Source organism: Sphingobacterium sp. 2149 (genome assembly GCF_031455655.1).
In the GTDB taxonomy this organism is placed as follows: Bacteria; Bacteroidota; Bacteroidia; order Sphingobacteriales; family Sphingobacteriaceae; genus Sphingobacterium.
Window position 1 is genome coordinate 276112 of sequence record NZ_JAVDTD010000009.1, and the last position, 25986, is coordinate 302097.

General features: G+C 35.9%; 32 protein-coding genes and 1 pseudogene. 20 read left to right on the top strand and 13 right to left on the bottom strand.

Annotated features, from left to right (window positions below):
- The first annotated feature begins 148 nt into the window (after positions 1–148).
- From J2X77_RS14980 to J2X77_RS15005, 6 genes are all read left to right on the top strand, one after another.
- The gene (locus J2X77_RS14980; RefSeq protein WP_310081346.1) at positions 149–271 is read left to right on the top strand and encodes a hypothetical protein; all 123 of its coding nucleotides are present in this window, start codon (positions 149–151) and stop codon (positions 269–271) included.
- Positions 272–651: 380 nt separating this feature from the next.
- Positions 652–1026 (top strand): response regulator, encoded by a 375-nt coding sequence (locus J2X77_RS14985; RefSeq protein ID WP_209574103.1) that lies wholly within the window; start codon positions 652–654, stop codon positions 1024–1026.
- A 122-nt stretch (positions 1027–1148) separates the two neighbouring features.
- On the top strand, positions 1149–1373 hold the full coding sequence (locus J2X77_RS14990; protein ID WP_209574100.1) for a dihydrofolate reductase family protein: 225 nt from the start codon (positions 1149–1151) through the stop codon (positions 1371–1373).
- A gap of 552 nt (positions 1374–1925) precedes the next feature.
- Positions 1926–2789 carry an SDR family oxidoreductase gene (locus J2X77_RS14995; RefSeq protein ID WP_310081349.1) on the top strand — a complete coding sequence of 288 codons (864 nt, stop codon included), beginning with the start codon at positions 1926–1928 and terminating at the stop codon, positions 2787–2789.
- A gap of 247 nt (positions 2790–3036) precedes the next feature.
- A complete protein-coding gene (locus J2X77_RS15000; RefSeq protein WP_310081351.1) occupies positions 3037–3717 on the top strand; it encodes a YetF domain-containing protein in 681 nt (226 codons plus the stop codon).
- 577 nt (positions 3718–4294) lie between these two features.
- The gene (locus J2X77_RS15005) at positions 4295–5215 is read left to right on the top strand and encodes a hypothetical protein (RefSeq protein ID WP_310081353.1); all 921 of its coding nucleotides are present in this window, start codon (positions 4295–4297) and stop codon (positions 5213–5215) included.
- Between the two features lie 671 nt (positions 5216–5886).
- Here J2X77_RS15005 and J2X77_RS15010 read toward each other — a convergent pair.
- The 3 genes from J2X77_RS15010 to J2X77_RS23770 form a co-directional block, all read right to left on the bottom strand.
- A complete protein-coding gene (locus J2X77_RS15010; RefSeq protein WP_310081355.1) occupies positions 5887–6483 on the bottom strand; it encodes a DUF2306 domain-containing protein in 597 nt (198 codons plus the stop codon).
- 117 nt (positions 6484–6600) lie between these two features.
- Positions 6601–7374, bottom strand: a complete 774-nt coding sequence (locus J2X77_RS15015; RefSeq protein ID WP_209574086.1) for a helix-turn-helix domain-containing protein — start codon at positions 7372–7374, stop codon at positions 6601–6603.
- Between the two features lie 495 nt (positions 7375–7869).
- A complete protein-coding gene (locus tag J2X77_RS23770) occupies positions 7870–8043 on the bottom strand; it encodes a DUF4372 domain-containing protein (protein ID WP_209574083.1) in 174 nt (57 codons plus the stop codon).
- Between the two features lie 135 nt (positions 8044–8178).
- Between J2X77_RS23770 and J2X77_RS15020 the strand changes: the two genes are divergently transcribed.
- Positions 8179–8745, top strand: coding sequence for a Crp/Fnr family transcriptional regulator (locus J2X77_RS15020; RefSeq protein WP_310081357.1), 567 nt, complete (start codon positions 8179–8181; stop codon positions 8743–8745).
- Between the two features lie 51 nt (positions 8746–8796).
- Positions 8797–9252, top strand: a complete 456-nt coding sequence (locus J2X77_RS15025; RefSeq protein ID WP_310081359.1) for a hypothetical protein — start codon at positions 8797–8799, stop codon at positions 9250–9252.
- A gap of 93 nt (positions 9253–9345) precedes the next feature.
- On the opposite strand, the gene J2X77_RS15030 is transcribed toward J2X77_RS15025, so the two are convergent.
- The 6 genes from J2X77_RS15030 to J2X77_RS15055 all read right to left on the bottom strand — a co-directional run bounded on the left by J2X77_RS15030 (position 9346) and on the right by J2X77_RS15055 (position 13946).
- A complete protein-coding gene (locus tag J2X77_RS15030; RefSeq protein ID WP_310081360.1) occupies positions 9346–9921 on the bottom strand; it encodes a hypothetical protein in 576 nt (191 codons plus the stop codon).
- On the bottom strand, positions 9918–10217 hold the full coding sequence (locus J2X77_RS15035) for a hypothetical protein (RefSeq protein ID WP_310081362.1): 300 nt from the start codon (positions 10215–10217) through the stop codon (positions 9918–9920). The genes J2X77_RS15030 and J2X77_RS15035 overlap by 4 nt, the downstream gene beginning before the upstream one ends.
- Positions 10218–10429: 212 nt before the next feature.
- Complete coding sequence (locus tag J2X77_RS15040; RefSeq protein ID WP_310081364.1) at positions 10430–10993, bottom strand: hypothetical protein; 564 nt, start codon at positions 10991–10993, stop codon at positions 10430–10432.
- A gap of 578 nt (positions 10994–11571) precedes the next feature.
- On the bottom strand, positions 11572–12555 hold the full coding sequence (locus J2X77_RS15045) for a phosphotransferase (RefSeq protein WP_310081366.1): 984 nt from the start codon (positions 12553–12555) through the stop codon (positions 11572–11574).
- A 260-nt stretch (positions 12556–12815) separates the two neighbouring features.
- Entirely contained in the window at positions 12816–13133 is a 318-nt protein-coding gene (locus tag J2X77_RS15050) for a nuclear transport factor 2 family protein (protein WP_310081368.1), read from the bottom strand.
- A gap of 21 nt (positions 13134–13154) precedes the next feature.
- Positions 13155–13946: an SDR family oxidoreductase gene (locus J2X77_RS15055; protein WP_310081369.1), complete on the bottom strand. Its 792-nt coding sequence runs from the start codon at positions 13944–13946 to the stop codon at positions 13155–13157.
- Between the two features lie 128 nt (positions 13947–14074).
- Here J2X77_RS15055 and J2X77_RS15060 point away from each other — a divergent pair, with 128 nt between their 5' ends.
- Together J2X77_RS15060 and J2X77_RS15065 are read left to right on the top strand one after the other, a co-directional pair.
- Positions 14075–14332: a winged helix-turn-helix transcriptional regulator gene (locus tag J2X77_RS15060; protein ID WP_310081371.1), complete on the top strand. Its 258-nt coding sequence runs from the start codon at positions 14075–14077 to the stop codon at positions 14330–14332.
- Positions 14333–14378: 46 nt separating this feature from the next.
- On the top strand, positions 14379–14975 hold the full coding sequence (locus tag J2X77_RS15065; RefSeq protein WP_310081373.1) for a hypothetical protein: 597 nt from the start codon (positions 14379–14381) through the stop codon (positions 14973–14975).
- Between the two features lie 160 nt (positions 14976–15135).
- Here J2X77_RS15065 and J2X77_RS15070 read toward each other — a convergent pair whose 3' ends face one another.
- The gene (locus J2X77_RS15070; RefSeq protein WP_310081375.1) at positions 15136–15603 is read right to left on the bottom strand and encodes a hypothetical protein; all 468 of its coding nucleotides are present in this window, start codon (positions 15601–15603) and stop codon (positions 15136–15138) included.
- A 55-nt stretch (positions 15604–15658) separates the two neighbouring features.
- Here J2X77_RS15070 and J2X77_RS15075 point away from each other — a divergent pair, with 55 nt between their 5' ends.
- Positions 15659–15847, top strand: coding sequence for a hypothetical protein (locus J2X77_RS15075; RefSeq protein ID WP_310081377.1), 189 nt, complete (start codon positions 15659–15661; stop codon positions 15845–15847).
- Between the two features lie 22 nt (positions 15848–15869).
- On the opposite strand, the gene J2X77_RS15080 is transcribed toward J2X77_RS15075, so the two are convergent.
- Positions 15870–17912: a S8 family serine peptidase gene (locus tag J2X77_RS15080; RefSeq protein WP_310081379.1), complete on the bottom strand. Its 2043-nt coding sequence runs from the start codon at positions 17910–17912 to the stop codon at positions 15870–15872.
- A 542-nt stretch (positions 17913–18454) separates the two neighbouring features.
- Between J2X77_RS15080 and J2X77_RS15085 the strand changes: the two genes are divergently transcribed.
- The 5 genes and pseudogenes from J2X77_RS15085 (at position 18455) to J2X77_RS15105 (ending at position 22342) form a co-directional block, all read left to right on the top strand.
- On the top strand, positions 18455–18970 hold the full coding sequence (locus tag J2X77_RS15085) for a hypothetical protein (RefSeq protein ID WP_310081382.1): 516 nt from the start codon (positions 18455–18457) through the stop codon (positions 18968–18970).
- A 135-nt stretch (positions 18971–19105) separates the two neighbouring features.
- The gene (locus J2X77_RS15090; RefSeq protein WP_310081383.1) at positions 19106–19687 is read left to right on the top strand and encodes a hypothetical protein; all 582 of its coding nucleotides are present in this window, start codon (positions 19106–19108) and stop codon (positions 19685–19687) included.
- Positions 19688–19992: 305 nt separating this feature from the next.
- Positions 19993–20182, top strand: a pseudogene (locus J2X77_RS15095) (transposase); the annotation flags it as partial.
- A 66-nt stretch (positions 20183–20248) separates the two neighbouring features.
- Complete coding sequence (locus J2X77_RS15100) at positions 20249–21103, top strand: helix-turn-helix transcriptional regulator (protein WP_310081385.1); 855 nt, start codon at positions 20249–20251, stop codon at positions 21101–21103.
- 75 nt (positions 21104–21178) lie between these two features.
- Positions 21179–22342 carry an FAD-dependent monooxygenase gene (locus J2X77_RS15105; RefSeq protein WP_310081388.1) on the top strand — a complete coding sequence of 388 codons (1164 nt, stop codon included), beginning with the start codon at positions 21179–21181 and terminating at the stop codon, positions 22340–22342.
- 85 nt (positions 22343–22427) lie between these two features.
- On the opposite strand, the gene J2X77_RS15110 is transcribed toward J2X77_RS15105, so the two are convergent.
- On the bottom strand, positions 22428–23162 hold the full coding sequence (locus tag J2X77_RS15110) for an SDR family oxidoreductase (protein WP_310081390.1): 735 nt from the start codon (positions 23160–23162) through the stop codon (positions 22428–22430).
- A gap of 167 nt (positions 23163–23329) precedes the next feature.
- Between J2X77_RS15110 and J2X77_RS15115 the strand changes: the two genes are divergently transcribed.
- Positions 23330–23683: a helix-turn-helix domain-containing protein gene (locus J2X77_RS15115; protein WP_153848085.1), complete on the top strand. Its 354-nt coding sequence runs from the start codon at positions 23330–23332 to the stop codon at positions 23681–23683.
- On the opposite strand, the gene J2X77_RS15120 is transcribed toward J2X77_RS15115, so the two are convergent.
- On the bottom strand, positions 23615–23803 hold the full coding sequence (locus tag J2X77_RS15120) for a winged helix-turn-helix transcriptional regulator (RefSeq protein WP_409050316.1): 189 nt from the start codon (positions 23801–23803) through the stop codon (positions 23615–23617). The two genes, J2X77_RS15115 and J2X77_RS15120, sit on opposite strands and share 69 nt — an antisense overlap.
- A 128-nt stretch (positions 23804–23931) precedes the next feature.
- On the opposite strand from J2X77_RS15120, the gene J2X77_RS15125 reads away from it, so the two are divergent.
- The 3 genes from J2X77_RS15125 (at position 23932) to J2X77_RS15135 (ending at position 25908) form a co-directional block, all read left to right on the top strand.
- Positions 23932–24339, top strand: a complete 408-nt coding sequence (locus J2X77_RS15125; protein WP_310081393.1) for a hypothetical protein — start codon at positions 23932–23934, stop codon at positions 24337–24339.
- Positions 24340–24427: 88 nt separating this feature from the next.
- Positions 24428–25051 (top strand): hypothetical protein, encoded by a 624-nt coding sequence (locus J2X77_RS15130; RefSeq protein WP_310081395.1) that lies wholly within the window; start codon positions 24428–24430, stop codon positions 25049–25051.
- A 344-nt stretch (positions 25052–25395) separates the two neighbouring features.
- Positions 25396–25908: a hypothetical protein gene (locus tag J2X77_RS15135; protein WP_310081396.1), complete on the top strand. Its 513-nt coding sequence runs from the start codon at positions 25396–25398 to the stop codon at positions 25906–25908.
- Positions 25909–25986 lie beyond the last annotated feature (78 nt).

The window sequence follows — 25986 nt, forward strand, 5'->3', positions numbered from 1 at the left end:
AGATATATCTTCCAGAAATTTCTAATTCAACAACTAACGGCTAGCGTATTCCATTGATAAAATATGTTTTAGCTCAATATTATTCCTCTCTATCAAATATAAAATTGAAAAGTACGAGGATCTTGTACACTATAAAAATCAAAATATCATGAGTAAAGATGCTAAAAAGGAAAAAAGCACAAAAGAGAAAGCGCAATCTTCCTATCAAAAAGAAAAAGATACGGTCTCTAAAGATGTAACGGATAATGTATTCCGTAAAAAAAGAAAGTAGGCGATTAAATAATAGTCTACTGTTTATTCTTTGCGCAGAGGTAGATCAATTTGGAGCGGGTATAAAAGCTGGATTAATAAGACCAGGCTTTTGCTCGCTTTTTTCTTCTAAATTCCAATATACGATATCGCATGCGATAAATACAATGATACTAAATCTGTTTGCAAGAAGAAAAGCCAAATGTACTTGAGTGGCAAAATTTTATACCACCTTATTTTTACAGGCAAAATAAAAATTTTAAAAAGTATAGACAAGGCGCAATTTTGGCGTATCTCTGAGAGGAAGAAAAAAGAAATGGATATTACAGTCCGTAAGATCCACTTTTTACAAATGATGTTTTTAGCAATTAACATTTGACCCAAAGTATTAAAAAACATAAAATGAAAAAGAAAATTGTGATATGTGATGATGATAAAGAAATACTGAACGCATTTTCTATAGTGATGGAGGATCAAGATACGATTGTTATAACCGTAGCGGACAGTCTAGTATTGTCAGAGGTGTTGGAGTGTATAGATGCTGATATACTATTTTTGGACATTCATATGTCCCCACGCAATGGAGATCTTGTATTGCGTGATCTGCGAATGTCATCTAAACATGATAAACTGCCTGTGATCATGATTTCAGGCCATATTGACGGACGAAGAATTTCAGAAGAATGCGGAGCTGACGGCTTTTTAGCTAAACCCTTCGATCTTACAGATGTAGAAGACTACATACGAAGATTTGTTTATGAAAATGAAGATTACTAATGTACTCGGTTTTAAGTTGCCTGAAATTTTGTGTAACTTCCATATTAGTTTAATAAATCAAAAACTATCAATATTTTGGACTTTTTGTTGAATTTAGGAAATAAATGTTTAATAGATAATGGGTGTTTTTCGATGGATTCTCGGAAAACCTATTTAGTGGCGCGGAAGTAATCAATGCATTATTAAAGTGCGACTTAATTGACGATTTTATCATCTCAGTTATTCCGGTTCTGCTAGGGAATGGGACAAGACTTTTTAAAGACGGAAGACCTGAGCAAGCCCTAAAATTTATTACATCAAAAGCCTTTGATTCCGGATTGACACAACTACATTATAAGTGTACCTAAAAAATACAAAGGAGTTTGGGAATAAATATTTTCATAAAATCCTCAATCTTTGGCTACTTCGCATTATTCAGCCATTTTAGAACACCGAAATCAGTCAGCAGCTGGCAAATTTACCCTCGCTGTGCTCTTCGATCTAAGTAGCATAAAAACCATCTCCATATCCCGTAAAAAAAAGAAGATTTTTTTTGAAAGCGATAATTTAAATAGTGTTCGAATTTTTCGGAGAACATATTGTCCCAATTTTTATCGAGCAGCGTATTCAAGCCGTTATGTTCACCCAAGTATAACAGGTTACCATACCAGGATGACTTTCCTATTCACGTTTTGAAAGTGCTCTTTTTTTCAATGTAAATACCTGCCAAACCTTTTAGACCTTGGGGTTGTTCATTTGTTGGATGAATCGGTAAAAACTCTTTCGCAAAAACGCCGATTATTTTCAATTTATCAATGAAGGTTACCTAAGGTTACCGACACTGTAAGGCCTTGACATTTGTACTGACCCTTACAAATTTTGTAAATCAGATATTGTCTGTAATTATTTAAAAAAATGGTATGAAAAAAGCAGCAAGTAAAAAGATTAGACCGTTACAAAAGCAAAAGCGACCCGGATTGGAAATAAATATGACTCCAGTTCCTGACACTTCTCCGTTAGCCTATCCTGCAGAAGGAAAATTGAAAAATAAGGTAGCGTTAATTACGGGGGGAGATAGCGGCATAGGCAAAGCTGTAGCTTTGTTATTTGCAAAGGAGGGAGCTGATATTGTTATTGCCTACCTTAATGAGACAAAAGATGCAAAAGAAACCAAGAAAGAGATTGAATCCTTCTCTAGAAAATGTACGCTAATTAAAGGTGATTTGGGAAAAGAAAATCACTGTAAAAAATTAATTGAATTTACGATAAAAATGCATAAGAAAGTTGATATTATCGTTAATAACGCGGGGCTTCATTGGGAAACAGAATCAATTGAAAAAATTACTACTGAACAGTTGCAAAAGACTTTTCAGAATAATTTCTTTTCCTATTTCTGGGTCACAAAGTATGCCATACCTTATCTTAAAAAGGGGGCAAGCATAATTAACACATCCTCTGTGACTGCGTATCGAGGCAGTCCAAAGTTGATAGATTATTCTGCAACAAAAGGTGCGATAATTTCTTTTACACGAAGCTTGTCAGCAAATCTTATTGATAAAGGAATTAGGGTCAATGCTGTTGCGCCAGGTCCGGTATGGACTCCATTGATAGCATCCTCATTTGACTCCAAAAAAAACTCAGAATTTGGAAGCGACTCGCCAATGAGAAGGGCAGCAATGCCAAATGAAATTGCACCAAGCTTTCTATTTCTAGCGAGCGAAGATTCACATTTTATGAGCGGTCAAGTTTTACACCCTAATGGCGGAGAAGTCGTCAATGGTTAGCCAAGGAATAAATCATAAGAGTCAGGTTGTCTATCGGCACGAGTATTCAGCTATCTAAAGTGTTCATCTACTTCAAAAATGGGAACTGAAGGTTTAAAGGCGATATTTTTTACATCTTGTAAGCATTGCGCTCATATACAAGACCCTTGTTTATGTTGTTTTTCTCGAGTGATGAACTATTGCAATCCGAGGAATATTTAAGGAATAAATGTGATAATCTTGTTAAGATTTAGTTATTTGAGAGGCTATGATTGATATAGACAAAATATTCTCGGACGGAGTGGAAGGCTCATTCCTTGTGGAAATTGCAGCGAGAACGATAATAATGTTTCTTCTGATTTTGATCATACTGAGACTTTCAGGTAGGAGAGGTGTTAGACAGCTAACTGTTTTTGAAGTTGCGATTATTATCAGTCTTGGCTCGGCCGCGGGAGATCCGATGTTTCAGGAAGATTTGCCCATTTCCTATTCGGTTGTTGTTTTTATCTGTGTAATTTCAGTCTACAAGTTGATAACCTGGCTCACGTACAAGTCTGAGGTGATCACTCATCTATTAGAGGGTAAAGTTTTACCCATTGTGAAGGACGGAGTATTTCACATAAAACATGAAAATGATGACAATTTTTCGAGAATGGAGTTCTTTTCAGAACTCCGAAATTTAAATGTTGAACATTTGGGTCAGGTTAAGGAAGGGGTTCTAGAGATTGATGGGACATTAAGCGTATTATTCTATGCTGATGATGACGTCAGATATGGGCTACCATTGTTCCCTTCCTCCTATAAAATGGTTAATGTATCCAACTCTGAAGGACCATTTGCATGTATGTATTGTGGCCAAGTTGTGTTTAGTTTTGATAGCGATTCTCAATCCTGTACTAGGTGTCATAGAAAGCAATGGAGTAAAGCCATGAATTCGAGAAGAGTTTAGAGTTGTCAGTTTCTGTAAAAATATTCATTCTCCGCGCAGACAGCGCTTCTTCGTCTTTTCTTCGTCAAATATGTTGCCCATGAAATCTTGGTTAAATATGAATAGCCTTTATTTCAAGTCTAATATATGTAATTTGATGGAGAGCTGAAAATTCGAGAAAGCCGCCCGGACCTTTAGTACAGAGAATGTATCATATCTGCCGCTCGGGGGGAATGATCTTCTCCTAATTGGAGATTTGGGTACCGTTAATTGTTCAGTTTGGAAAACTGATGACCATTCAAGTCCGGCAATTCTGGCCCATTGAATATTAAGCAGAAAGTTTCAATGCCCGAAAGATTAGCGAAGCATCTATTTTATAATTTGTTGAATGCGTATATTTGAGAGCTATGTACAATAATACCAACACACCTTGACAGTAGTAGAAAATTATAAAACTGAACTCGAGTTAGTTCGACAGAACCCAAAGCTCTTGGACAATTATCGCTTTGATAGAGACGTCATAGATTCAAAACACTTTGACCGATTAAGACTCAATATTGCGATTTACAATGATCTTAAACAAACGGACTATGAAATCGTGAAATATCTTTTTGCAGAGGAAAAGGAATGGCGAAAATATGGGAAAGACGGTAAAGTTGATAATTTATATTTCTGCGCCTTCATATTGGCACTTTTCAATTCACCTGAAACCGTCTGGTTATTTTTTGAAGCTAAAAATATCGATTTTGACAGCGGAATTGGATTTGATGGCGAATATTTGGTTTCGGCAGGAATTAAAGAAACCTACCAATATTTAAAAACAGCTGACAACCCAAAGAAAACTGAACTGTTAAAGTATATTGGAGAAACGGAAGAAAGCTGTATTTATTCGCAAGAAGACATTGACGATTGGAAAGAACATAAAAGGTCCTATTTCAAATGTTACAAATTTCCAATTCAAGATGAGCTGTATTTTCTCTATTCGGCAAATGAACGAGAACTATTTTTGAAGAAACTACCTGAATGGATCGATCAAGAAAGAGCATGGACTTATAACGAATTAAGTTTATATAGAACATACGCGAAATATGCAGACGACAAGGTTTTAGAAATTGAAGCATTCAAATTGACACTCAAAAAAAATGATAAAGATTTTCTAATCGAAGGCTACAATAAACAATTGGCAGAGCTATATGTTGAGATCGGCGAAAATGCTAAAGCTCTTGAAATCCTTGAGAGCATAATAAATGGAACAGATAACAGAAATATTGTACGAGATTGTGTTGAACAACTTTGCAGGATAATTATTAGCACAAACAGCTCATCAGACGAGATAGCTAAGCAATCATATCATATTATAAAAGTTGAACATAAAAAGTACAGCAGCTTTTTTCCAATGGTGGACGGTTTAATTAATAACGTTACAGAAATAATGGGAGAGGGAAAAATTACTGCGCATAACAGCAACTTGCCAAAAGCGGGGCGGAAATGGTGGCAAAGGGTCTTTTGCTCTGAATAAACTAAAGTAGTCAAGACTTAGTGTGAGAGTTGCAGTAAATTAATAATTGTAATATACACCAAACTGTCACCCTTTGCAGCACTTTCTTATGCCAATTTTCGTAAGCCTTTTGCACTCCTAAACGATTTCTCCAATTTATCACCTGAGCAATTATTTCGGGTATTAAATCCATGTTATCAAAAACTAACCAGCGATCAAATATTGGAATATAAATGTTAAACAGTTTTTCTAAATCTTTATTTTCATCAATTCCGCTATACTCTCCAACATAATTCGTCCAGCTGGGGTATAGGTACGCTTTGCGGGTTGAAAGGAGAAATACCCGCTGCTATCTTGTCGGCATTTACAAATTCCCTGCAATCTAATATCTCAGGTAAAACGGTGTAACTGTATTATAGAAACTAATATAATCAAAGTTTCGCCGATCCAACCTTATATATGTATTCCATTATCCTCCAGAACGATTGACGCAATTGATTTCCAATCTAACTATTATCCTGATCTATTGACAAAGGAGCATAAAGAAGAGTTCACGTGAAAGGCTAATGGGCTACATCTGCAATTTTTTTGGTAAAAGTAAAATTCAATACAGCAGAGAATAAAAGAACAGAAGATGACAGATTTAAATTGTTTTATAAATCTAAAGTACTGTAGCGGTAAGATCTAACACATCATTTTTTTTTATTAATAAAAAAGGCGACTAAAATATTGGGAATCCAACAGAGCCATGCAACAGTGACGTATGAAAAGGAACTATCATCAGTCATTTTTACTAGAAGTGGATACCATACCCTTAACGTAACCGCAGCAAAGGTGCAGGCGTAGCTGTATATCATAAACTTCTGATGGACTAATATATTTCCTTTTCGGATCACTAAAAATGCAGTAAGTGTAAACATAAACCAGATCAATCCAAGAAAGATAAATCCTAATGCCGCTGCAGCACCTTCATTTGCATAAAATCCCAAGTAGACTCCTGAAATAGCGCCTATTAATGCAGATGTAATATAAATTTTTCCGATAACTCTGTGTAGTTTTAAGTGCTTATCTCGAAACTTACTGCCAAATTGGGTACATCCAACCAATAACGAAAGACCTGCGAAAATAATATGTAGAAAAAATGCAGATCTCCAAACTGAATCAGAAAGAAGCTCTGGGGTTTTGAGATGTAAGAAAGTATTTTTATGATCTACAAAAACATAGGTCAATGGATACGCACCGATTATAAGCGCGAGCACACAAATTAGTATAAACATTAGTTTTTTCATTCTGAATTTTCTGTAAATATTAGAATCACAGATGATCAAAGTGTCCCAAAATGAAAGATGATACCTATTTTTCGATCATTGAAATAAATAAGTCTGTTTAAATTGCTGTACTTAGTATTAAGAAATAAGCTTATGATCTTTTAAAAACTCTCTAGGTGAACAACCCGTATATTTCTTAAAATTTCTATTAAAAGAAGTCTTGGAATTAAATCCGCATTCGAATGCCACTGTGAGGATTGTAAATTTTTGATTTTCTGGCAGTAAAATGATCCTTTTAAATTCTTCGATGCGGTACCAGTTGATATAATCATAGAAGTTTTTATTTTCGATAGAATTAATGGTTTGCGACAATACATTTGGATGAACATCCAATAGTTTTGCTATACTGACCAGATTGATTTCGGGATTCTTATATAGCTTCTGATCATTCATCCAAGAATCTAAATTTTTATAAACGCGCTGGATCGTTTCATCACCGGCAAAATTTTTCTGGTATTTTTGATACTCAACATCATCGTCGGCACTTAAATATCCCTCGCGGTCCTTTTCAAGTAGAGTTGGATTTAAAATACCTACCTTACTGATTCCAAAATAAGCCGCCGATACTACAAATAATACTACGAGAGCAAAAATAATAATTTCAACTTTTATGATAACGGCTATCCAAATCGCTAACATTCCAATAATAAGATAGTAACCCCAGTTCAGATTGATCTTTTTAGTGTTTAAAAAGACATTTGATATCTGTTTTTGATATTTTTTTATCGCCAAGGTACTTAAAATGACATATAAAATACCCGATATAACTATCGTACAGCTTATGACAGTACGTAATAACTTGTACGAGCCTCCATTAAGTTGGTAAATATGGATCTTATCTTGTGACGGCATCAAAAAAAAGGGTAGCAATATAAAGTAAGTAATTGCTGCGGGAACCAGATGTAACAACCATATTTTACTTCTGGGTAGATTACCCGTAATACAGCTGATATAAAGATAAAGCATTGGACCGTGTAACAGAGGCAGGGGTATTTCTAATCCAAGAAGATAAGGAAATTTGATGAAGGCGTTCGAGAATATAAATAAAAAACTGATCAGATGGATTCCAATTAGAAGAAGCCATATCGACAGAAGATAATCTGCCAATTTTTTTTGGGATTTTCCCATTATCAAAAAGCAGGCAAAAAAAGCAATTAAAATTCCTGCTAAGTAAAACAGTTGGGAATAAAAATATTCTAAGCTAAGGTTCATCAAAAAATAGAAATAAAATGAACGGAAATATATCCATTTTAAATGTAATGCTAAAACTAAAAATGTCGCTTTGTTAAAACAAATTTATTCTTATCCATTTCCTGTCTATCCTACTATATTTCTCAAGCCATGTTATCATATAAATTGTCTGATGTTGAAGTAGTGATAACAGAAAAGAATGCTCATTAAATGTGTCCAGATGTTAAGACCTTTGTGATGTTTGTCGCTATTGTGTTTAGATACAGGTTTTTTTAGAATATCACGGTCTATCTTGGATAGAAGCCGACTTAAAACTTTTATATTTACCATTGCATTGGTGGCGTAGTGGTGTCTTCAATATAATATTTTTTGAATTCATAATGCCTCGCTTTTTTATGCGTTTTTCCTAATCGTTTTCGACGGTAGTGATGTAAATTTGTAAAATGTAATTGATTAACAGCTTCAATGGAACTAATCCGAAAATATTTTGAAAGGAGATTTGAGCTAACAGACCATGATTGGCAGGCTTTTTATTCTAAACTTACAAGGCAGAATTTTCCTAAAAAACATATCCTCTTAAAGTCGGGTCAAATAGAAAATAATCTGTCGTTCATTGAAACAGGAATTGTGCGTTTCTACATCCCAAAAGAAGAAAATGACCTTACTTTTTCGTTTGCATTTAATAACAATTTTGTAAGCGGGTACAATTCCTTTTTAACTCGAAATCCCTCAACTTACTATATAGAAACCTTAACAGAAACAACACTTTGGCAACTTACCTTTGATGATCTGCAAGAAATTTACAAGAAAACAAAAATCGGTAATGCAATTGGGCGACAAGCCAGCGAAGAATTGTTTTTGAAAAAGTCGCAAAGAGAGCTTTCTCTGTTGAATGAAACCGCTGAAAGGAGATACTTAAATCTCTTTACCGAGCGACCGGAGCTTATAAAAGAAATACCACTGAAATATATTGCTTCTTACATTGGTATTACACCACAAGCATTAAGTAGAATACGCAGACGAATTTCTTAACTTGGGTTCATTGATTTCTCTAAAGCAATAAACGAACTTTGCCTATAAAAAATGAAACCGTTAATTGTTTTACTTGGTGTGTTTGCTGTTTCCCTATTGGTTACGAAATTACTTTATGGTACTTGTCAATGTGCTTTATCGGGCAGAATAGCTATGTTTGCAATGTTGATATTTTCTGCTATTGGGCATTTTGCGTTTACAAAGGGAATGGCTTTAATGATACCTGGATTTATCCCGTTCAAAACAGAAAGTGTTTATCTAACAGGAATTGCAGAAATTATTTTTGCCTTTGGACTTCTATTTCCAAATTATCGGACTTTAACTGCTTGGTTACTTATAGTATTCCTGATATTGGTACTTCCTGCAAATATTTATGCTTCCATAAAACAAATAGATTATCAAAAGGCTACATTTAATGGGAATGGAGTGACTTATCTTTGGTTCAGAATACCGTTACAGCTATTCTTCATTGTCTGGACTTACCTATCGGCAATCAGTAAATATTGATTTAAACTATGCCAAGAATTTAACCGACCATGTTGTTTATCGGGTTGATTTAATAGTAAAAGCCTAGATTATTAGTCTAGGCTTTTATATACTTTAAGGCATTATTAATATATCATATGTTGTAGATACCGGTCCGCAATCACTATTCATAGTACATTTTAGAGTCACCCAATCACCATTTTCTGGATCTAAGTAATTGTATGAGGTTGGGACACTCAATTTAACATTTGTTCCATTTGGTGACAATGTTATCATATTGCTATTTATAGTCCATGTATGATTTGTATAAGGGCCACCTGCTTCAAAAAGTTCATACAATCTATTTGACCACCCTCTTTTTAAAGTCGTATAACCTTCAATCTGACCTTGGAAAAGTGGGCCAATGTGGATATTCTTTTTATAAACTTTACCATTTGATGTTGAAACTAAATTTACAGGTCCATTAGCTGTACCTGTTCTAGTCACTTTCCACTGATTATTTCCTAAAGCAGTCAACGTCGCAATCCCTGATGCGTTTTCAAGGGTTATAGTACCAGGACTAGTAATTGTGTAGATTCCTTCAGAGCAAATAGACGATGGTCCTGTAAATACAGGGGTATATACTATATCAAATTTAAAGGTTTCACCCCATTGCGGACACGTAGAACTTTTCCCAGCAACGGTAATCACTTCAATTGATCATCGGTGATATTTACATTAAACGATGGAGTAGTGGTTGTCGTCTGAATACCCGTATTCGTCGTCCATATAAATGATGCGGCAGGAAAATTTGAATTAACTATTTGCGCTGTATAAGTTTTATTCCCTCTAAAATCACCTGGAATTTCTCTATCCCCAGTTATAACATAGCGGGAAGGTATGTTCACCTTCACATCTTTATCCAAATAAGTGGAACCGCCAGAAGTTCCATCAAATTTTATCGTTTCGTATTGAACACGAAGTTTCCATTTTCCATTTTCGGTCACCTTGTTATACCATTTAACAACAACAGTATTTGAATTTTGGCTAATAATTTGACCATCGGTTATCGACTATAAAAAATAATTGCCGAAGGAAGATCCACTAAAAGAGTAGGTATAATTTGTCTCTGGACACGGGTTTGCCTCACCACTAATTACTTGTCCGATTACCCGATTTAATAAAAGGCTAAGGAAGAGTATTAACGTCAGTTTTATTCTCATTTCTCTATTATTTTTGGTGACCATTCTTCAAATTCTCTTTCTTTCGCATCAAATGAAAATATTTTGTGCATATAATATTTTCCATATTCTTTTATTGTAATTTCTTTACTGCTGTAGGCTTTTTTACCCTGCCCTTTCTCGTCGGTCATAATCACCGCTATAAGATATTTGCCCGGGTAATAATCTTGAAATGTAATGCCGGAAGCGATTGTGATATTATCTGTTTTGACTTCAGTATTCGACTCTTTATCAATGGCAATGCCTTGAATAGCCTTGTCGACATCTTTTATGACTAATGTTTTGTCATGGCTTGGCCACATCACAATAGTCATTTTTTCTGGTGATACGAAGAAGTTTTGCCATTGGTTGTAGTTAACAATACTGGTTTGCACATGTACCACAGACGTCTTTTCCGGAATTCCCAAAAATGGATCTTTAGGAGCTTGATAAATACTGTCCAACTGGTTTTTCTCCTCAGGAATAAAAGGATCGTTTACCCTTTTCGAACAACTTATTAAGATTGCTAATAAAGAGGGGAATAGTAATAATTTACTCTTCATGCTGATTATTGTTTATGTTATTAATTAATTTTAGGCTTAATTACTCTATAATATCACATACACAAACATTTGTTGTGCAACAAATACTAAATATCTTTTCACTTGATAATATAATTTAGCCATTAAGATAAATAAATCTGCGATGGAAAGTGTCATTAATGGAGAATTACTACCCAAAAGTGTAGAGTCAGGATTAGTAAAACCTATGGATATACACCCATCGCACTCGTGGCAATGTAACCACTGTAACGTCGTTTGGCGATAATACTATTCATTTTGATCCTTTGATAGGTGAGGCCTATTTATTTAAACTTCGCGATGCTTGTGGAAGAGAAGTTCACTTCATATCTGCTTAAATTTGCTGCTGATTATTCGACGGATGAAAATTATTTCTAGATGTCGAAAATGCATTACTAGCGGTCGAGAAGTTTTCTGTTACCGAATATTTGACTATGCATGATCTGAGTAGTAAAAATGTTTTACATTGACAGATCAAGTATGAATGACCATGGAAGAGCCTTTTGATAGGAGAGGGCTATCATTATCGAATTAAAGTGTATTGCCATTGTTAGCCACAATTACTTTTTTGATGCATAATATTCTTTCCAGGTTTTTATTCTTCCAACAAACATTTTCAGGTAGTTTTCTGTCAAAAAGATATTCGACCAATCAAATCTTTGTGCTTGAACGCCGAGATAAAAAGCAAAAATAGCTGCCCCAGCCTCTGGAATTAGTTTAATTTCTTTTTTCGTAATCGCTCTTACCTTTCGGTAGCCACTAAGAAAGCTTTCAACTTTTGATTCATAGATTTCTTTATTTAACTCTATGTGAAATAATTGGATAAAGAAATAACCAATGTCTAAAAACAAAAAGCCATTACCGCAATTGTCAAAGTCAAAAATGGTTATTTCTATTTTACTATTAACACTTACATTATCATACCAAATGTCGAGATGGACTATTCCTTTCTGAACTTCGGATTGTTCTATTTCTTGAAATGTATTGGAGATTTCAAGACCTATTTCTTTAAGATATTTCATCTCGCTCAAATCCTCTGAGAAATAGTGCTTTAATAATTCGTATGATTTATTTAAAAGTGATTCTGAATTATAATTGATTCTATTTATGTTTTTATTTGAAGTAATGGTGTGTAACCTTGCCATTAGAGATCCAATTTCATAACAAGTTTCATTATCCATAAATCGCATTTTTTCTCCTTCAGCATATGAAAATAGTACAATGTAGCGCTGCCCTTCAGGTGCATTGATTTCTTGTATCAGATTATTTTCTTTATCTGGAATAGGGAATGAAACAGAAACACTATTTTCTTTCAACAGTTTAAGAAGCCACAATTCTTCTTGAATTTCATTTTTGGTTCTCCAACCATGGCAATATACTCTTACTACATACTTGATTTTTTTGTCAGAAATAAAGTAAGTATGATTTACACCTGTTCGGAATAATGTACAATGAAATCCGTCACTCAGATCGTATTTATCTTTAATAAATTCACCTAAGTTCTTCTCTGATAAGACTGATGTTATAACTGGAAAAATGGACATCAAATTTTGGTCGTATTTAATTCTTTATAAATGTCTATTTGATTTTTATCCCCGCGAATATACATAAAACGAAAGTATTCGAACATTTTCGCGTATTAATTATTTAAAATTAAAAGCCACATAGGGTAAATGAATGAGATCATTCCTTTGATTTTGATGGTGAAGTATGGTACATTGCTAATGGTATTTTAAAGACTTTGGATATAAAAAAAAGCTGGAGTAAATACCTCAGCTTTTTTTGAATCAGATTGTTTAAGATTCTATTCAGTAATTTTCAGTGATTGAATAAGCCCATTAGACAACTGAAAATGAAATTTTAAAATGACTGGACTTCCAGGAAAAGATCCAGAAATTTCCGCGGACAGCATATTTTCTTTTTCGTCATAATCCAATGGCTCCATAGTAGCGTTATACTCCTTATTGGATTTGTCAATCCATTGTTCGATTTCTACTCTTCCGTTATGAGTTTTGCCTTCGTCAAAGACTACCGCGGTTTCCGTAAAACATTTTGTATAAGCAGCACTATCGAAGTCGTTTTGTTTTTCTACTAACTCGGCGATTACTTTTGGTAAGTTCATATGTTTTATTTTTAAATAATATTAAATTGTTGGTACGGTTCCACCATCGATTATATATTCAGTTCCTGTTAGATAGTTGGCTCTCGGTGAAACAAGGAAACCAATGAGTTCAGCTACCTCTTCAGGTTCAGCGGGCCTTCCGAAAGGGATTCCACCCAAAGCGTCCATTACACCTTGTTGGGCTTCCTCCACAGTACTGTTGGAGTTTCTTGCAATTTCGCCTAGCCATGCTTCCGATGCTGTGGTATTGATCCATCCAGGCGAAATAGTCAGTACACGAACACCTTTTGGAGCCACTTCATTCGATAAACTTTTACTGTAGTTTCGCAGCCCTGCCTTTGCTGCGGCATACGGCAAAGTCGAATCATATAGAGGCAATTTCCCCTGAATTGAAGCTATATGGATGATAACGCCTGTTTTCCGATCGATCATTTGCGGTAAAAATCCTCTATCTAGACGAATCGGAGCCAAAAGATTCGCCTGTAGCGTAGATTCCCAATCCGCATCGCTGAGTGCCGCAAACCCGCCGGCGGGGGTTGATGACCCACCAATATTGTTTATCAAAATATCCAGTCTTCCATAGTTAGTAAGTACCTCGCTAACTACGTTTTGGGCACCTTCTGCTTTACTCAAATCGGATGCGATGAAATGCAGGTTACTGTTTTTTTTCTCAGGTGCGTTTCTCGCGGTTACTATCACTGTTGCTCCAGCCTGTAGCAGTCTTTCTGCAATTGCTCTTCCGGCACCTTTGGTGCCGCCGGTCACCAAGGCTATTTTGCCTGATAATTCATTGTTGAAATTAAATTGTTCCATTTTTACGAATTGTTTATAGGACAAAATTGGATTATAAAAACAGTTAGCACAAGTACGGAAATACGATTCATATAGGGATAAATTTTTCCCCTATTGTGCAATTCGGAACATACCTTTAATTTTGGAATATGTATGAGAGAAAAATAATTCCGAACCTGAACTGTGGTCTTGATCTGATCGGTGAAGTGCTTTACGGCAAATGGAAAATACGTTTGCTCTGGTTTATTGATCAGGGATATCGACGACCAAGCGAATTGCAGCGTAAGATTCCGGACGCTTCGCGTAGGATTTTAAATATTCAGTTAAAGGAGTTGGAAGCGATGGATAAATTGACGGATTTTATACGGTCTCCATTGGACAAAGTGAAAAAGCACCTGTCCTTTTAGAATTTGAACAAAAGAGCTTATTATAGAAATCAAAAAAAATCACAATATGCGCACACTAGCCATTGCACTATTTTCAGTGGTATTTATTTTTTCGTGTAACTCTTGTACTTCCATATCGCCAAAGTATTTAGCACAGAATGCTGCGGCACATAGCGTTTCGAAGGTAGGCTTGAAGGAGACATACATCTTTGATAATCATCCCCAGAAGGTAATTGGCCATAATCATAGCCGTCAGGAGAAGAGTGCAGCCTATAATGAATACTGTTTATGGAACTATATTGAACCAAATTATTATAAAACGGATAGTCTGCATTATCTTTACAAAACTTCATTGGAGCTCACCAAAAAAAATAAAATCCATTTCAAACTAATTGATACTTTAGGAAATGTCGTGCGTGAAAGAACGAGGAAAGTTAAGTCCGAACCACAAAACTTTGTTTCTTTCAGAAATACCGATCTTGAAATCTATGTATTAGTCAATAGATTCTTCACCGAAACTATTTGCTTTGCACTAGATAAACATGGTGATTTAGTAGTGCCCAGTGAGTCGACAGCAGCAGGATTTCTTATTCTCTTTCCACTCGCGGGCGCCCTTAATCATGATGCATATACTTATTGTCGTGTGGATACAATTGCCAATTAAGGCTTATGGTAAATCAGACCCTATTTGGAAAGAAGAAGGTGATCATCTTGTGCTAGAGTTTCCTGGGTTTGGAGTGAGGGTGTAGGTGATGGTGTAAATCAGGGAGCTACACATCAATGGAGTTATCTCTAAAACCTACGGTTCACCATTGAGCGCGAAATTATCGAATATCATCCTTTATCCACTTTAATTCCCCACGTTGGATCATGGCGATGTACTTTTGAGCATGATCATCCGTCAATAAGCTATTGTCTTCGATTTGGTAATTGAATTGCTTGGTGAAGGTGAAATACTGAATACTTCCTACATAGGCATTATTGAGATAGATGTGCCAAAGGCTATATTTCTTCGCTCTCACTTCCACTATCTGACGTCTTCCCTGATGGTAAAACAATTCAGGAACATCACTATCAAAACGAAGTATAAGCGCATCAATGCAGGCTTCTTTGTTATCATCCGCGAGCTCTCCATAGGCAAGGTCCCAAATGCCCCGAGATTTCCTGAAAACATAAAAAGCAAGGCCATTTTTGCTGTAAAGATGATAGTCTTTCATGCCCATGCTCTTATCGTGTACAGTCATTTGGACGTACATAACACGGTTGCGGCGATAAACTTCGAGCGGTTTCACAAATCAAAAATACTAACAAATTTAGTAAAAGCAAATCTAATTGTACATTTGTTTCATGAAACTAAGTAAAGAACCACCGACGGGTTACGTAGATTATATTAAGAAAACCGCTTTGTCAGCAGCGCAATGCGTTGGAATTGAAGCAGGAGCGAAGATCCAGGAAGAAGGTCTAAAAGCGTGGCCGGACGAATTAGATTCCGCAATAAAATGGGTGGTTTTGGAGAGAAAGAAAGTAGAAGCCTAGATTGTTAGTCTAGGCTTTATTGTTATAATGGCATTATATTGATTTGCATTGAAGTACTTACTGGACCACATTCGCTATCCATGGTACATTTTAAGGTTATCCAATCACCTTCCATAGGATCAGAAACTTGATATGACGAAGGAACGCTTAATTTTACTGTTGTTCCATTAGGAACCATAGTAATTCGATTGTCGCTTATTGTCCATTTATGGTTAGTATAAGTGCCGCCACTTTCAAACAATGAATAAACTCTATTAGTCCAACCTCTTTTTAATGCTACATCACCATCTATTTGACCTTGAAAAATCGGTCCGATATGGATATTCATTTTATATACCTTTCCATTAGATGTAGAAACCAGATTTATGGGGCCATTCGCATTGCCAATTCTTGTCACTTTCCATTGATTATTTCCTAGAGCAGTTAATGTTGCAATACCGCTTGCATTTTCAAGAGTTATCGATCCTGGATTAAAAATACTATAAACACTCTCGGTACATACCGTAGCCGGTCCATCCAATACCGAAGGCCCAGACAATAATGCCGCTGAAGCATTAACCCGCCCATATCCGAAAGTATTGTCAAATCCTATGGGTCCCATGTCGGTTGCGTTTTGTATCAAAAGGTTCTTTACCTCAGCAGCAGTGAGATTTGGAAATTTAGCCAACACCAACGCCGCCACTCCACTTACCTCCGGTGCAGCAGCAGAAGTTCCAGAAAAAGAAGAAGTATAGTTTCCTGTAGAATAGCCGGCTGCACCCATCCTGTCGATAGTCCATACATCAGGAACACCATTTTGTCCAGATGGAGCAACGAGATCGATTTCCGGACCTCTTGAACTATACAAAGAAATGTTTCCATCTCTAGCTACTGCACCGACAGCGATTACATTTGGTAGGTTTGCCGGGAATGCCACACCATTGAACTTTACCAATGAACTTCCGTCAGGATGATAATTTCCAGAACTAAAAACAATGACACATCCCTTTCCGTTCCGTCCATGCGTATAGGCATTGTTTACAGCATTTTTTACAACGTCAACTATTACTGTATTTCCAGCAGACCACGAATTTTGGAGAATATCGGCTCCGCCTTGATTCCATGCCCAATTGATTGCGTTAGCTATATCCGAATGAGTTTCACCCCCATAAAATATATTTACAGGAATTATCTGAGCAAAGTCAGCAATGCCTGCTATTCCAATATTATTGTCGCGTTTTGCCGCCACAATCCCCGCTACAGCTTGTCCGTGTGCAGATCCAGTAGTGGGGGCGCCATAACCTGAAGATGATTTAGGAGTGTACCCTAATAGTAATCTACCAGTAAGTTCCTCGTGTGCTTCGACTCCATCATCGATTACAGCAACTTTTACCGGAGAGGTTGTAGTACCCAATAATGCCCAGGCTTCGGGTGCGTTGATATCAATGTTATTTGTCTGGTTGAGATAATACTGATAGGTATAAAAAGGATCATTAGAAGTTTTGATCAGTTGAGCAATGAAATCCGGATGACTAAATTCTACCAGTCCAGATTCATATAATTTGTTTGCCACTGTGAGTATATTTTCAATATTGGATACTTCTGCAGTGTACACCTCATAGTTGACTGTATCACTAATATTAACCTGATCACCGATCAATTGCTTGATTTTGGGCAATTCAGCATCAGATTTAGGTTTGAACACTATTTTTCCATTCGGCTTAAAAGGAGTCTCTTGCACTTTGAAAGATGGAATTTTGGCTATAATTTCCGATTTCTCCACTTTGGAAATTACATTATCAGCATCGAGATCCGTCTTACTGATCAAAATTCTTGATGTTGAGAGTACCGAGACTTTTTTGCCCCCCGCTTTGGCAACTTTTGAGATATTTGTGCTGGGCGCGAGCTGCAGGAGATAGACACTACTATCAGGCGATAGTGCAATCTTTTGACCGTTGGACCAAAAGTATGATCCTGCTCTAATCAATTGCTCGTCTTGTTTAGCATGGTCAAGAGTCTCATTAAAGATTGTTTTTTGGCAACCTATTAGGGTAGCCAATAATAGAAATAGGAGGATTCTTTTCATATGTTTATTACAGTTAAATAGTTTGTATGCTGTGATGGCTTTAATTTAATTGGTTTATCAGGTTATAATTGTCGCTAATAATATTTAACGTTTCAGTATCCTATTTGGTTAATTTACGTAATATAAAATCAATATCTTTAAAGGATGCTAAATACTACCCAAATGTGTATATTAAACTGTGAAAATAGTTAAAGAGATCTAGTTCTCTAATCTTAATTGATTCAACTTTATAAGCCTATTTACACATTTTTGAATGGATGTCAGTAAATCTTTATCTGTATAAGTTATATTGGCAATGTTTTGGCTATGTTTTTTTAAGTTGAAAGTATTATTGTTTTACTCTTTTTTATTTTGAATTGATTGGTTTTTACTGTATGTTGCACTTCGATTATGATTGAATTCGATTGTGATTGAAGCTGAAAAATGGTATTAGTTTGTTAATATTAATATTTTTCTAATATTTTAATTTAATAATTTTCTAAATGAACTATCAAATCAATTTCAGATCAAATTTTTTCAATTTAGTTCCTATTCTTTAAATTATGAAACAGTGCTGTTTATTGCTTTTATTTTTAATGCTGACAGGCTTTTTAAGCTCTTGCAGTACTGTGCTTAAAAAACTTTACGGAATTGAAGACTTAAAAGAATTCGATCCTGTAAAGGTTAAAGAGTCCGAAAGGTACATGACAGATCTATATCCGAGTGCGACAACCATTATTAGCAGTGATACTTCTTTTAAAAAGTTTATTGACGAGTTTTCCGAATTTAGTAAGAATGATGTTTCTCAACCTATTCAAATACTTTATTTCAAAAATGATTCTCTTATTTCATATCATATAAATTGTTATGCTAAAGGATCATTAAATGGTCATTTAAATTGGAATTATGATGGCAGAATGAATAGTTACCCACCCAAATCCGCTGTTCAACTTTCTGTTCGAAAACAGCTTAGTGATCTAATTTCAATATATGAATTTCCCAAATCCCGCGAGTCAGATGTAATAGTTTTTTTTGGTCAACGTTGCTCAATAGGCAAGCCAAAGAAGCATTTAAAGTAGTCGTTGAAAATATTGAAAACTCTAATTTTCATGATACGAATAGGAAGCAGATAATCATAATTAACATAGATAAGGCATATCTGTAAAAATGAGTTTAAATGACTAGAATTAGGCATTATTTTTAACCAGCGCTCTATGTATTCTACCAAGGTTTTTGTCATTCTTTCTTTTTATTTTTCTAATGTTTTTGTAGTATCTCGACATTATTCTCACACCCGAAATGGGAAATGGGTTATATATGATACAACTTATCGAACCAAGGATACCATTCGGCTTAATTCTGTAATTGTAAATAAAGATAGGCTGAATGCAAAGCAAAGATACGAACAGAAGAAAGAGGACTATCGTTTAATCTACTTTTGGGGAGATACAAAGGATATGTTAGGTTTCTCAAATGGTCTAAGCCTTAATTTAAATAAATTATATAACAAGTTTAGCAAAAAGGGCCGGGATTCCAGAAGGTTACAACGTGTTTTTGAGAAAGAATATATTCAGGATTTGGTATTAGAGAAGTGGTTGCCACTAACAAAAGAATATACGAATTTAGAGAACGATTCTCTGGCAGTATTTAGGTCTTATTATCAGCCGCAGATTAGTTGGATTAATGATTGTGATGATTACGAACGGATAGCCTATATTGTTAATTGCTTGAAGAATTATAAGGATTCTGCAACTTATATCCACTTTATTATGGCAATTCCTGATTCTTTAAAGTAGCTGATGTTTCATAATGTTCTATATAATAATCCGTTACAAACGAATCTATCTAAATAATAATGTTCCTTCCATTTATATTTCTTTTTTTAAAACAAAACAGCTATATAGCATGAAAGTATTAATTATTTACTTATTCCCCATATTTATGATAATCAAGATAAATGCTCAGAGTAACGAAATTATAAAATCGAAATTTTAAGCCACTTTCAAAATTAGCAATTCATGTGACCTCCCCCGCAAAACAAACCATTTTAAAAATAGAGAATTCGGGTGTGAATTACTAATTTTAAATAGGAGGAAAGACGATGAAAAGATCAAAGTTTACCGAGGCACAGATAGCTTTTGCGCTACGTCAGTCCGAGACTGTTATCCGAGTGGAAGAAATATGCTGGCAAATGGGAGTTTCACAAGGCGACATTTTTCAATTGGAAGAAAAAATACGGTGATTTAGGCGTTCCTCAATTGCTTAAACTGCGGCAGACGGAAGATGAGGATGCTTAATTTAATTGAGGAAATGTAATTTCTTTTTCAAGAGATTGTTATTATTAAGCCTGTTTTATAATGAGAAAAAAAGATAAAAACATTCCTGTAAACACATTGCCTGAAGAAACTTCGAAGGGTATTATGATGATGCGTGAATCATTTCATGGATCACCAGATCCCGAAGTTGAACGAGCGCATCGCGATGGAGGATATACGTTTATCATTCAGGAAAAAGGAAATACAACTATTGAAATTGATTTTCAAACCTATTGCATTAAAGCCCCGGCCATTGTCTATATCAATCCTCATCAGGTGCATCGCGTGATCTCATTCGACAAAGCAATGCTCAGTACCTGGATCGTTACCGAAGAAAACATCCGCGCGCCATATCTGAGTTTGTTGCAGGATCTACCACCGGCAGACATATTGTCTGTAAATCTTGAGACCCTTGATACCCTGTTAGACGCCGTTGCCTTATGTATGAAATTGTCTGGAAATAAAGCGGAGATTTTGTATCATTCCATTTTAAAAGAAAGCTGTAATACCTTGATTGCGCTGATTATTTCACAATATTTAGCTTTGGAAAAGCCGACAGTATATCATACCCGATTTGAGGATATCACAAGAGTGTTTAAAACAACATTGGAAAAGAACTATAAGAAGGTTAAAGTTCCAAGGGATTACGCCGGACTTCAAAACATATCAACTTCTTACCTCAACGAATGCGTTAAGGCTACGACTGGTAAACCCGTTTCTAAGCATATTCAACAGCGGATTATTCTGGAGGCCAAACGGTTGCTTTATCATGCCGGGAAGTCAGTGAAAGAGGTTGCGGATGAACTGGGCTACGATGACTTTTCCTACTTCACACGGCTGTTCAGCAAGGCGGTAGGAATGTCACCGACTGCCTTTATCGCGAAAAACCGCGAATAGTCCTAAAGTTACAGCATCTTGTTATTGTATCGCTTTTCTTTCCGCCGTTCCTTTGTATCATTAAAAAAGATAGAAATGTTAAGCAAAAAAAATATTGCCATCGTTGGAGGTGGTCCAGGTGGTCTTACACTGGCCAGGCTGCTGCAAATGAAAGGAGCGCAGGTTAAAGTATACGAAAGAGATTTTAGTCAAGCCGCAAGGGTACAGGGAGCTATTGTAGATCTGCACTTTGATTCAGGTCTTAAAGCGATGGAAGCGACCGGACTTATGGAGGCTTTTAAAGCAAATTATATGAAGGGGGCCGACAAATACCGTCTGCTTGATCCGCAGGGAAATATGCTGATGGATGAGAGTCAGCGAGACGAAGAACCCGTATTCGGAGATGAACATTTTCGACCAGAAATCGATAGAGGAGCGCTGAGAGACCTCCTAATCGACGGACTGCTTCCTGGTACCGTAGTATGGGATAGCCAGCTTATAGGTTTGCGGGAAATTGAAGATAAATGGGAATTAAAATTTGAGAACGGAATGACCGCGGCTTCTGATCTGGTCATCGGATCGGACGGTTACCGCTCCAAGGTTCGTCCCTATCTGACGGATTTAAAAGCTCTTTATTCCGGAGCAGCAATTATCCAGGGCGAAATAGATCATCCCGAGATTGCATGCCCTGAAATGTACGAACTGGTTAATCAAGGGAATCTGATGGCTATGGGAGATGGGGCGACCCTAGTTGTCCAGCCTAGAGGCGATGGCGGATTCACGTTTTATGCAGCCTCAATGTATCCGGAAAACTGGGGTAAATCCAGTGGTATAGATTTCGGTAATCCTATAGAAGTTAGCGGATATTTAAAAAAACACTTTGTAAATTGGAATCCTGTCTTCTATATGCTTTTTGACGCCAGTGAACAATTCACTTGGCGCCCCCTTAACTATTTTCCTTTATCGATAAGGTGGGCTTCTAAAAGTAATCTTACCCTCATTGGGGATGCCGCGCATTTAATGCCTCCGAATGGTGAAGGCGTAAATCTGGCCATGCTGGACGCTTTGGATCTGTGTAAATGCCTAACGAGTGGAAGGCAAGCCAATCTTAAAGAGGCGATTTCAGCTTATGAAGATATCATGTTTGAAAGGGCTGCGCCTCTTTGCATGGAAACAATTGACGGAATAAAAGATTTTGCAGCACCAACTAACGAATCTGTAGAGGAACTTGTTAGATTGCTAAGTAATACTAAATCATAGCTTTAGCGGATAGCGTTTTAAATTCTAATTCTAAGATTAGATATACCTAGTGGCTAACACTAAGTATATCATAAACCGCGCATATTTATCTGCGAATGGTAACACCGCCATCTACCGCCAGATAAGAACCTGAAATATAAGAGGCTTCGTTTGAAGACAAGAAAACAATTGCGTTAGCAATTTCATCCGCTTGCCCGATTCGTTTCAATGGAACTGCTGCTGCTATGGCATTTTTTATATCTGGAGGCGTTTGCTGATTCATAGGTGTATCGGTCAATCCGGGAGCAACCACATTTACTCTGATTTTTCTGTCTGCCAGTTCAGTCACTGCGGTTCGTGCGATCGCATCGACTGCACTTTTTGTAGCTGCATAAGCACCCATTTGTGCATACCCGCTTACAGAGACTCCAGATGAGATAAGAACAACGGAAGCTCCTTCTGATAAGTGAGGGATTAATTTTTGCAAAGTAAAGAATAGTCCTTTAACATTGATGTTGTAAAGGTCGTCAAAAACCTCTTCGGTTGTGTCTTCAATTGAATATTGCTTTGCTATTCCCGCATTCAGTACAAGCACATCCACTTTGTTTCCGCTAGCTGCAACTGTTTCTTTCAATAGCGCAATATCTGCCAGTTTGGACGTATCTGAAGACAAGGTCTTCAGTTTTTGGCTATTAATACTTCCTGATGCTGCATGAAGGGTATCGGTATTTCGGCCTGTTATCAATACATTTGCTCCTTTTTCAATAAATGTTTTAGCGGTAGCTAATCCAATTCCTGCACTTCCGCCGGTAATTACTACATTTTTATCTGAGAAATTCATCTTTTTAAATTTTTAATGATCGAAAATTCTATTCTAGTCAAGACTTTTTAAACTGTTTGTTTTTGAAATCGATTTCTTTAACTATGCAAATCTAAATTGATTAAATTTATTTTGGTAACTTTGTAACCAAAAGTAACAGTAACTTTTGGGTAACAAGGTAACTTATTATGGAAATAGAATGCTCGAATAACGACACAAACAGAAAACAGATTATGGCTGTTCACGATGCCATGGATGTGTTGAATGGCAAATGGAAAATCTCAATAATATCGTCAGTTTGCTACTACAACAAACGGCGTTTTTCTGATATTTTAAACGATGTGAAAGGAATCTCCAATAAAATGCTCAGTAAAGAGCTAAAGGAATTGGAAATGAATCAACTCATTAAACGGATAGTTCTCGACACGCAACCCGTAACGGTTCAATATCAGCTAACAGAGTACGGTTTGACGCTAAAAAAAATCATCAATACCCTCGCCGAATGGGGAACTGAACATCGAAAAGTGATTGTTGGGAAGTAATTGATGCTCATCACTCCAATTTCCTAGAGCAGAAATTACAGGGATTAAAGTCTTCCCAAATTCTGTAAGACTGTATTCCACTTTAGGTGGTACAACTGGGTAAATAACTTTTGCAACCAATTCGTGCTCTTCAAGTTCTTTTAGCTGAACATATAGAACTCTTCGTGAAGCATCTTTAAAATTAACTTTCTAATTTCGCAAATTGCGTATATTTAAGAATTATGTGCCATAGTTATAAATCAAGCTAAATGGAACAAAGAGAATTTTCGAAATTGATACTTAAATTCCTGGAAGGAAATTATCCACAGTTTCCTCAGACAATAAAATTTCAAGATGACGGATCTTTTGATTGTGATTTGAAAAGTGAATCCGGAATATTTTCAATTTGGATTGCAACATATAATACTGAAATAACTATTGGAATTGAAGATCCAAATGGAAAAACGGATATTCATAGACATATTCCATGTTATGGATTAGATGATTTAGAAGCTTGTATTGCAGAATTATCATTATTTATTGAAAATATTAAAGCTGACAATTTAGTTTTATATCAAGATGAGGATGGAAAATTTGATTGGATAGAATCATTAGAATTTGAAAACCTTGATAACTGTAAAAAGTTTTCCTGGAAGATTAATCACGACGTCACATAATAACAGTTTTTTCCCTTCCAACGTTATTCCTAAATGGAAAAAAGAATAAAGACTTCTTACATGAAATTCTCATTGAACAAAAGAGCTTATGAAAGAAATCAAAAAACATCTCAATATGAGCACTCTAGTCATCGCGCTATTTTCAGTGGTATCTATTTTTTCGTGTATCTCTTGCACTTCCATATCACCCAAGTATTTAGCACAAACTGCTGCGGCACATAGCGTTTCGAATGTAGGGTTGAAGCAGATATACATCTTTGATAATTATCCTCAGAAGATAATAGGCCACACTCATATCAGCCAAGCGAAGAGTGCAGCCAATAATGAATATTGTCTATGGAACTATATTGAACCAAATTATTTTAAAACCGATAGCCTGCACTATCTTTACAAAACTTCATTGGAGCTCACCAAAAAAAATAAAATCCATTTCAAACTAATTGATACCTTAGGAAATGTTGTGCGTGAAAGGACGAGGAAAATTAAGCCCGAATCGCAAAACTTTGTTTCTTTCAGAAATACCGACCTTGAGATCTATGGATTAGTCAATAGATTCTTTACTAAAACTATTTGCTTTGCCATAGATAACCATGGTGATTTAGTCGTGGCCAGTGAGTCAACAGCAGCCGGTTTTCTTATTCTCTTTCCGCTCGCAGGCGCCCTTAACCGTGAAGCAAATACTTATTCTCGTGTGGATACAATTGCCAATTGAAAGCATATAGACCGGAAAGAAATAATGTTAGCGGAGTTTTTAAGTAACGCGACTTTGTGATATAATTACCCTTGCCTTACAATGAAACCGACGCAGATGTTTTGACCACATTGCCAAGAATAATCAATAACTTAAATGAAGTTAAATATCCGACAAATAGACAAAATGGCGGATTAAGTGATACAACTTTTGTGCTTTTTATACCGCCGAATATGTTTTATATTTAGCCTTTTTTTTGATAACTTGCTTTTGTGAAAATACTCGACTACGTTACTACTAAATTGAATTTTTTGTCCAATTTATCCGCCACTTCGTCAAGCTGCAAAAGCTAACACGCCATTTCAATGAACGACACCGCTCAAAATAAAATACATATCGAAAAAACAATGGGAGTGTTCGTTGGACAGTTTAACGACAACGTTTCGCATAAACATTTTGCTTTGCAAATCAGTGTTGCTTCACAGGCGAAATTTAAAATCACAGACGCGAAAGATAACCAAAATTCTTACTCGACTTGTTTCATTAACAGCAATGTACTACACCAATTTAAAAGTAATGAAACGTCGTTGATTATTCTTATAAACCCGATTAGTAGTATAGGTCATCAATTATACAATAAATACAGAAATATTAAGATTACGAGTTTGGATGAAGACTTTGAACAACTTGTAGAAATTTTTGCAGATTATTTACAAAATGATTCTGACTTTATCAATTTGACGAATAAGATTAACAATTATTTCGTAAACTTCCGATGCGAATGTGAACTTAAAAATCACTTTGAAGACGAAAGAATTTACAAAGCAATTCAATATTTAGAACAAAATTTTGACCGAATTGTGGGTATTTCGGAGTAATGATGCCAGTGATTTCGGTCAAACCGTGCCACTTAAAAGATCATACAATTATATAAAAAAGCTGTGATTATTCCTTTT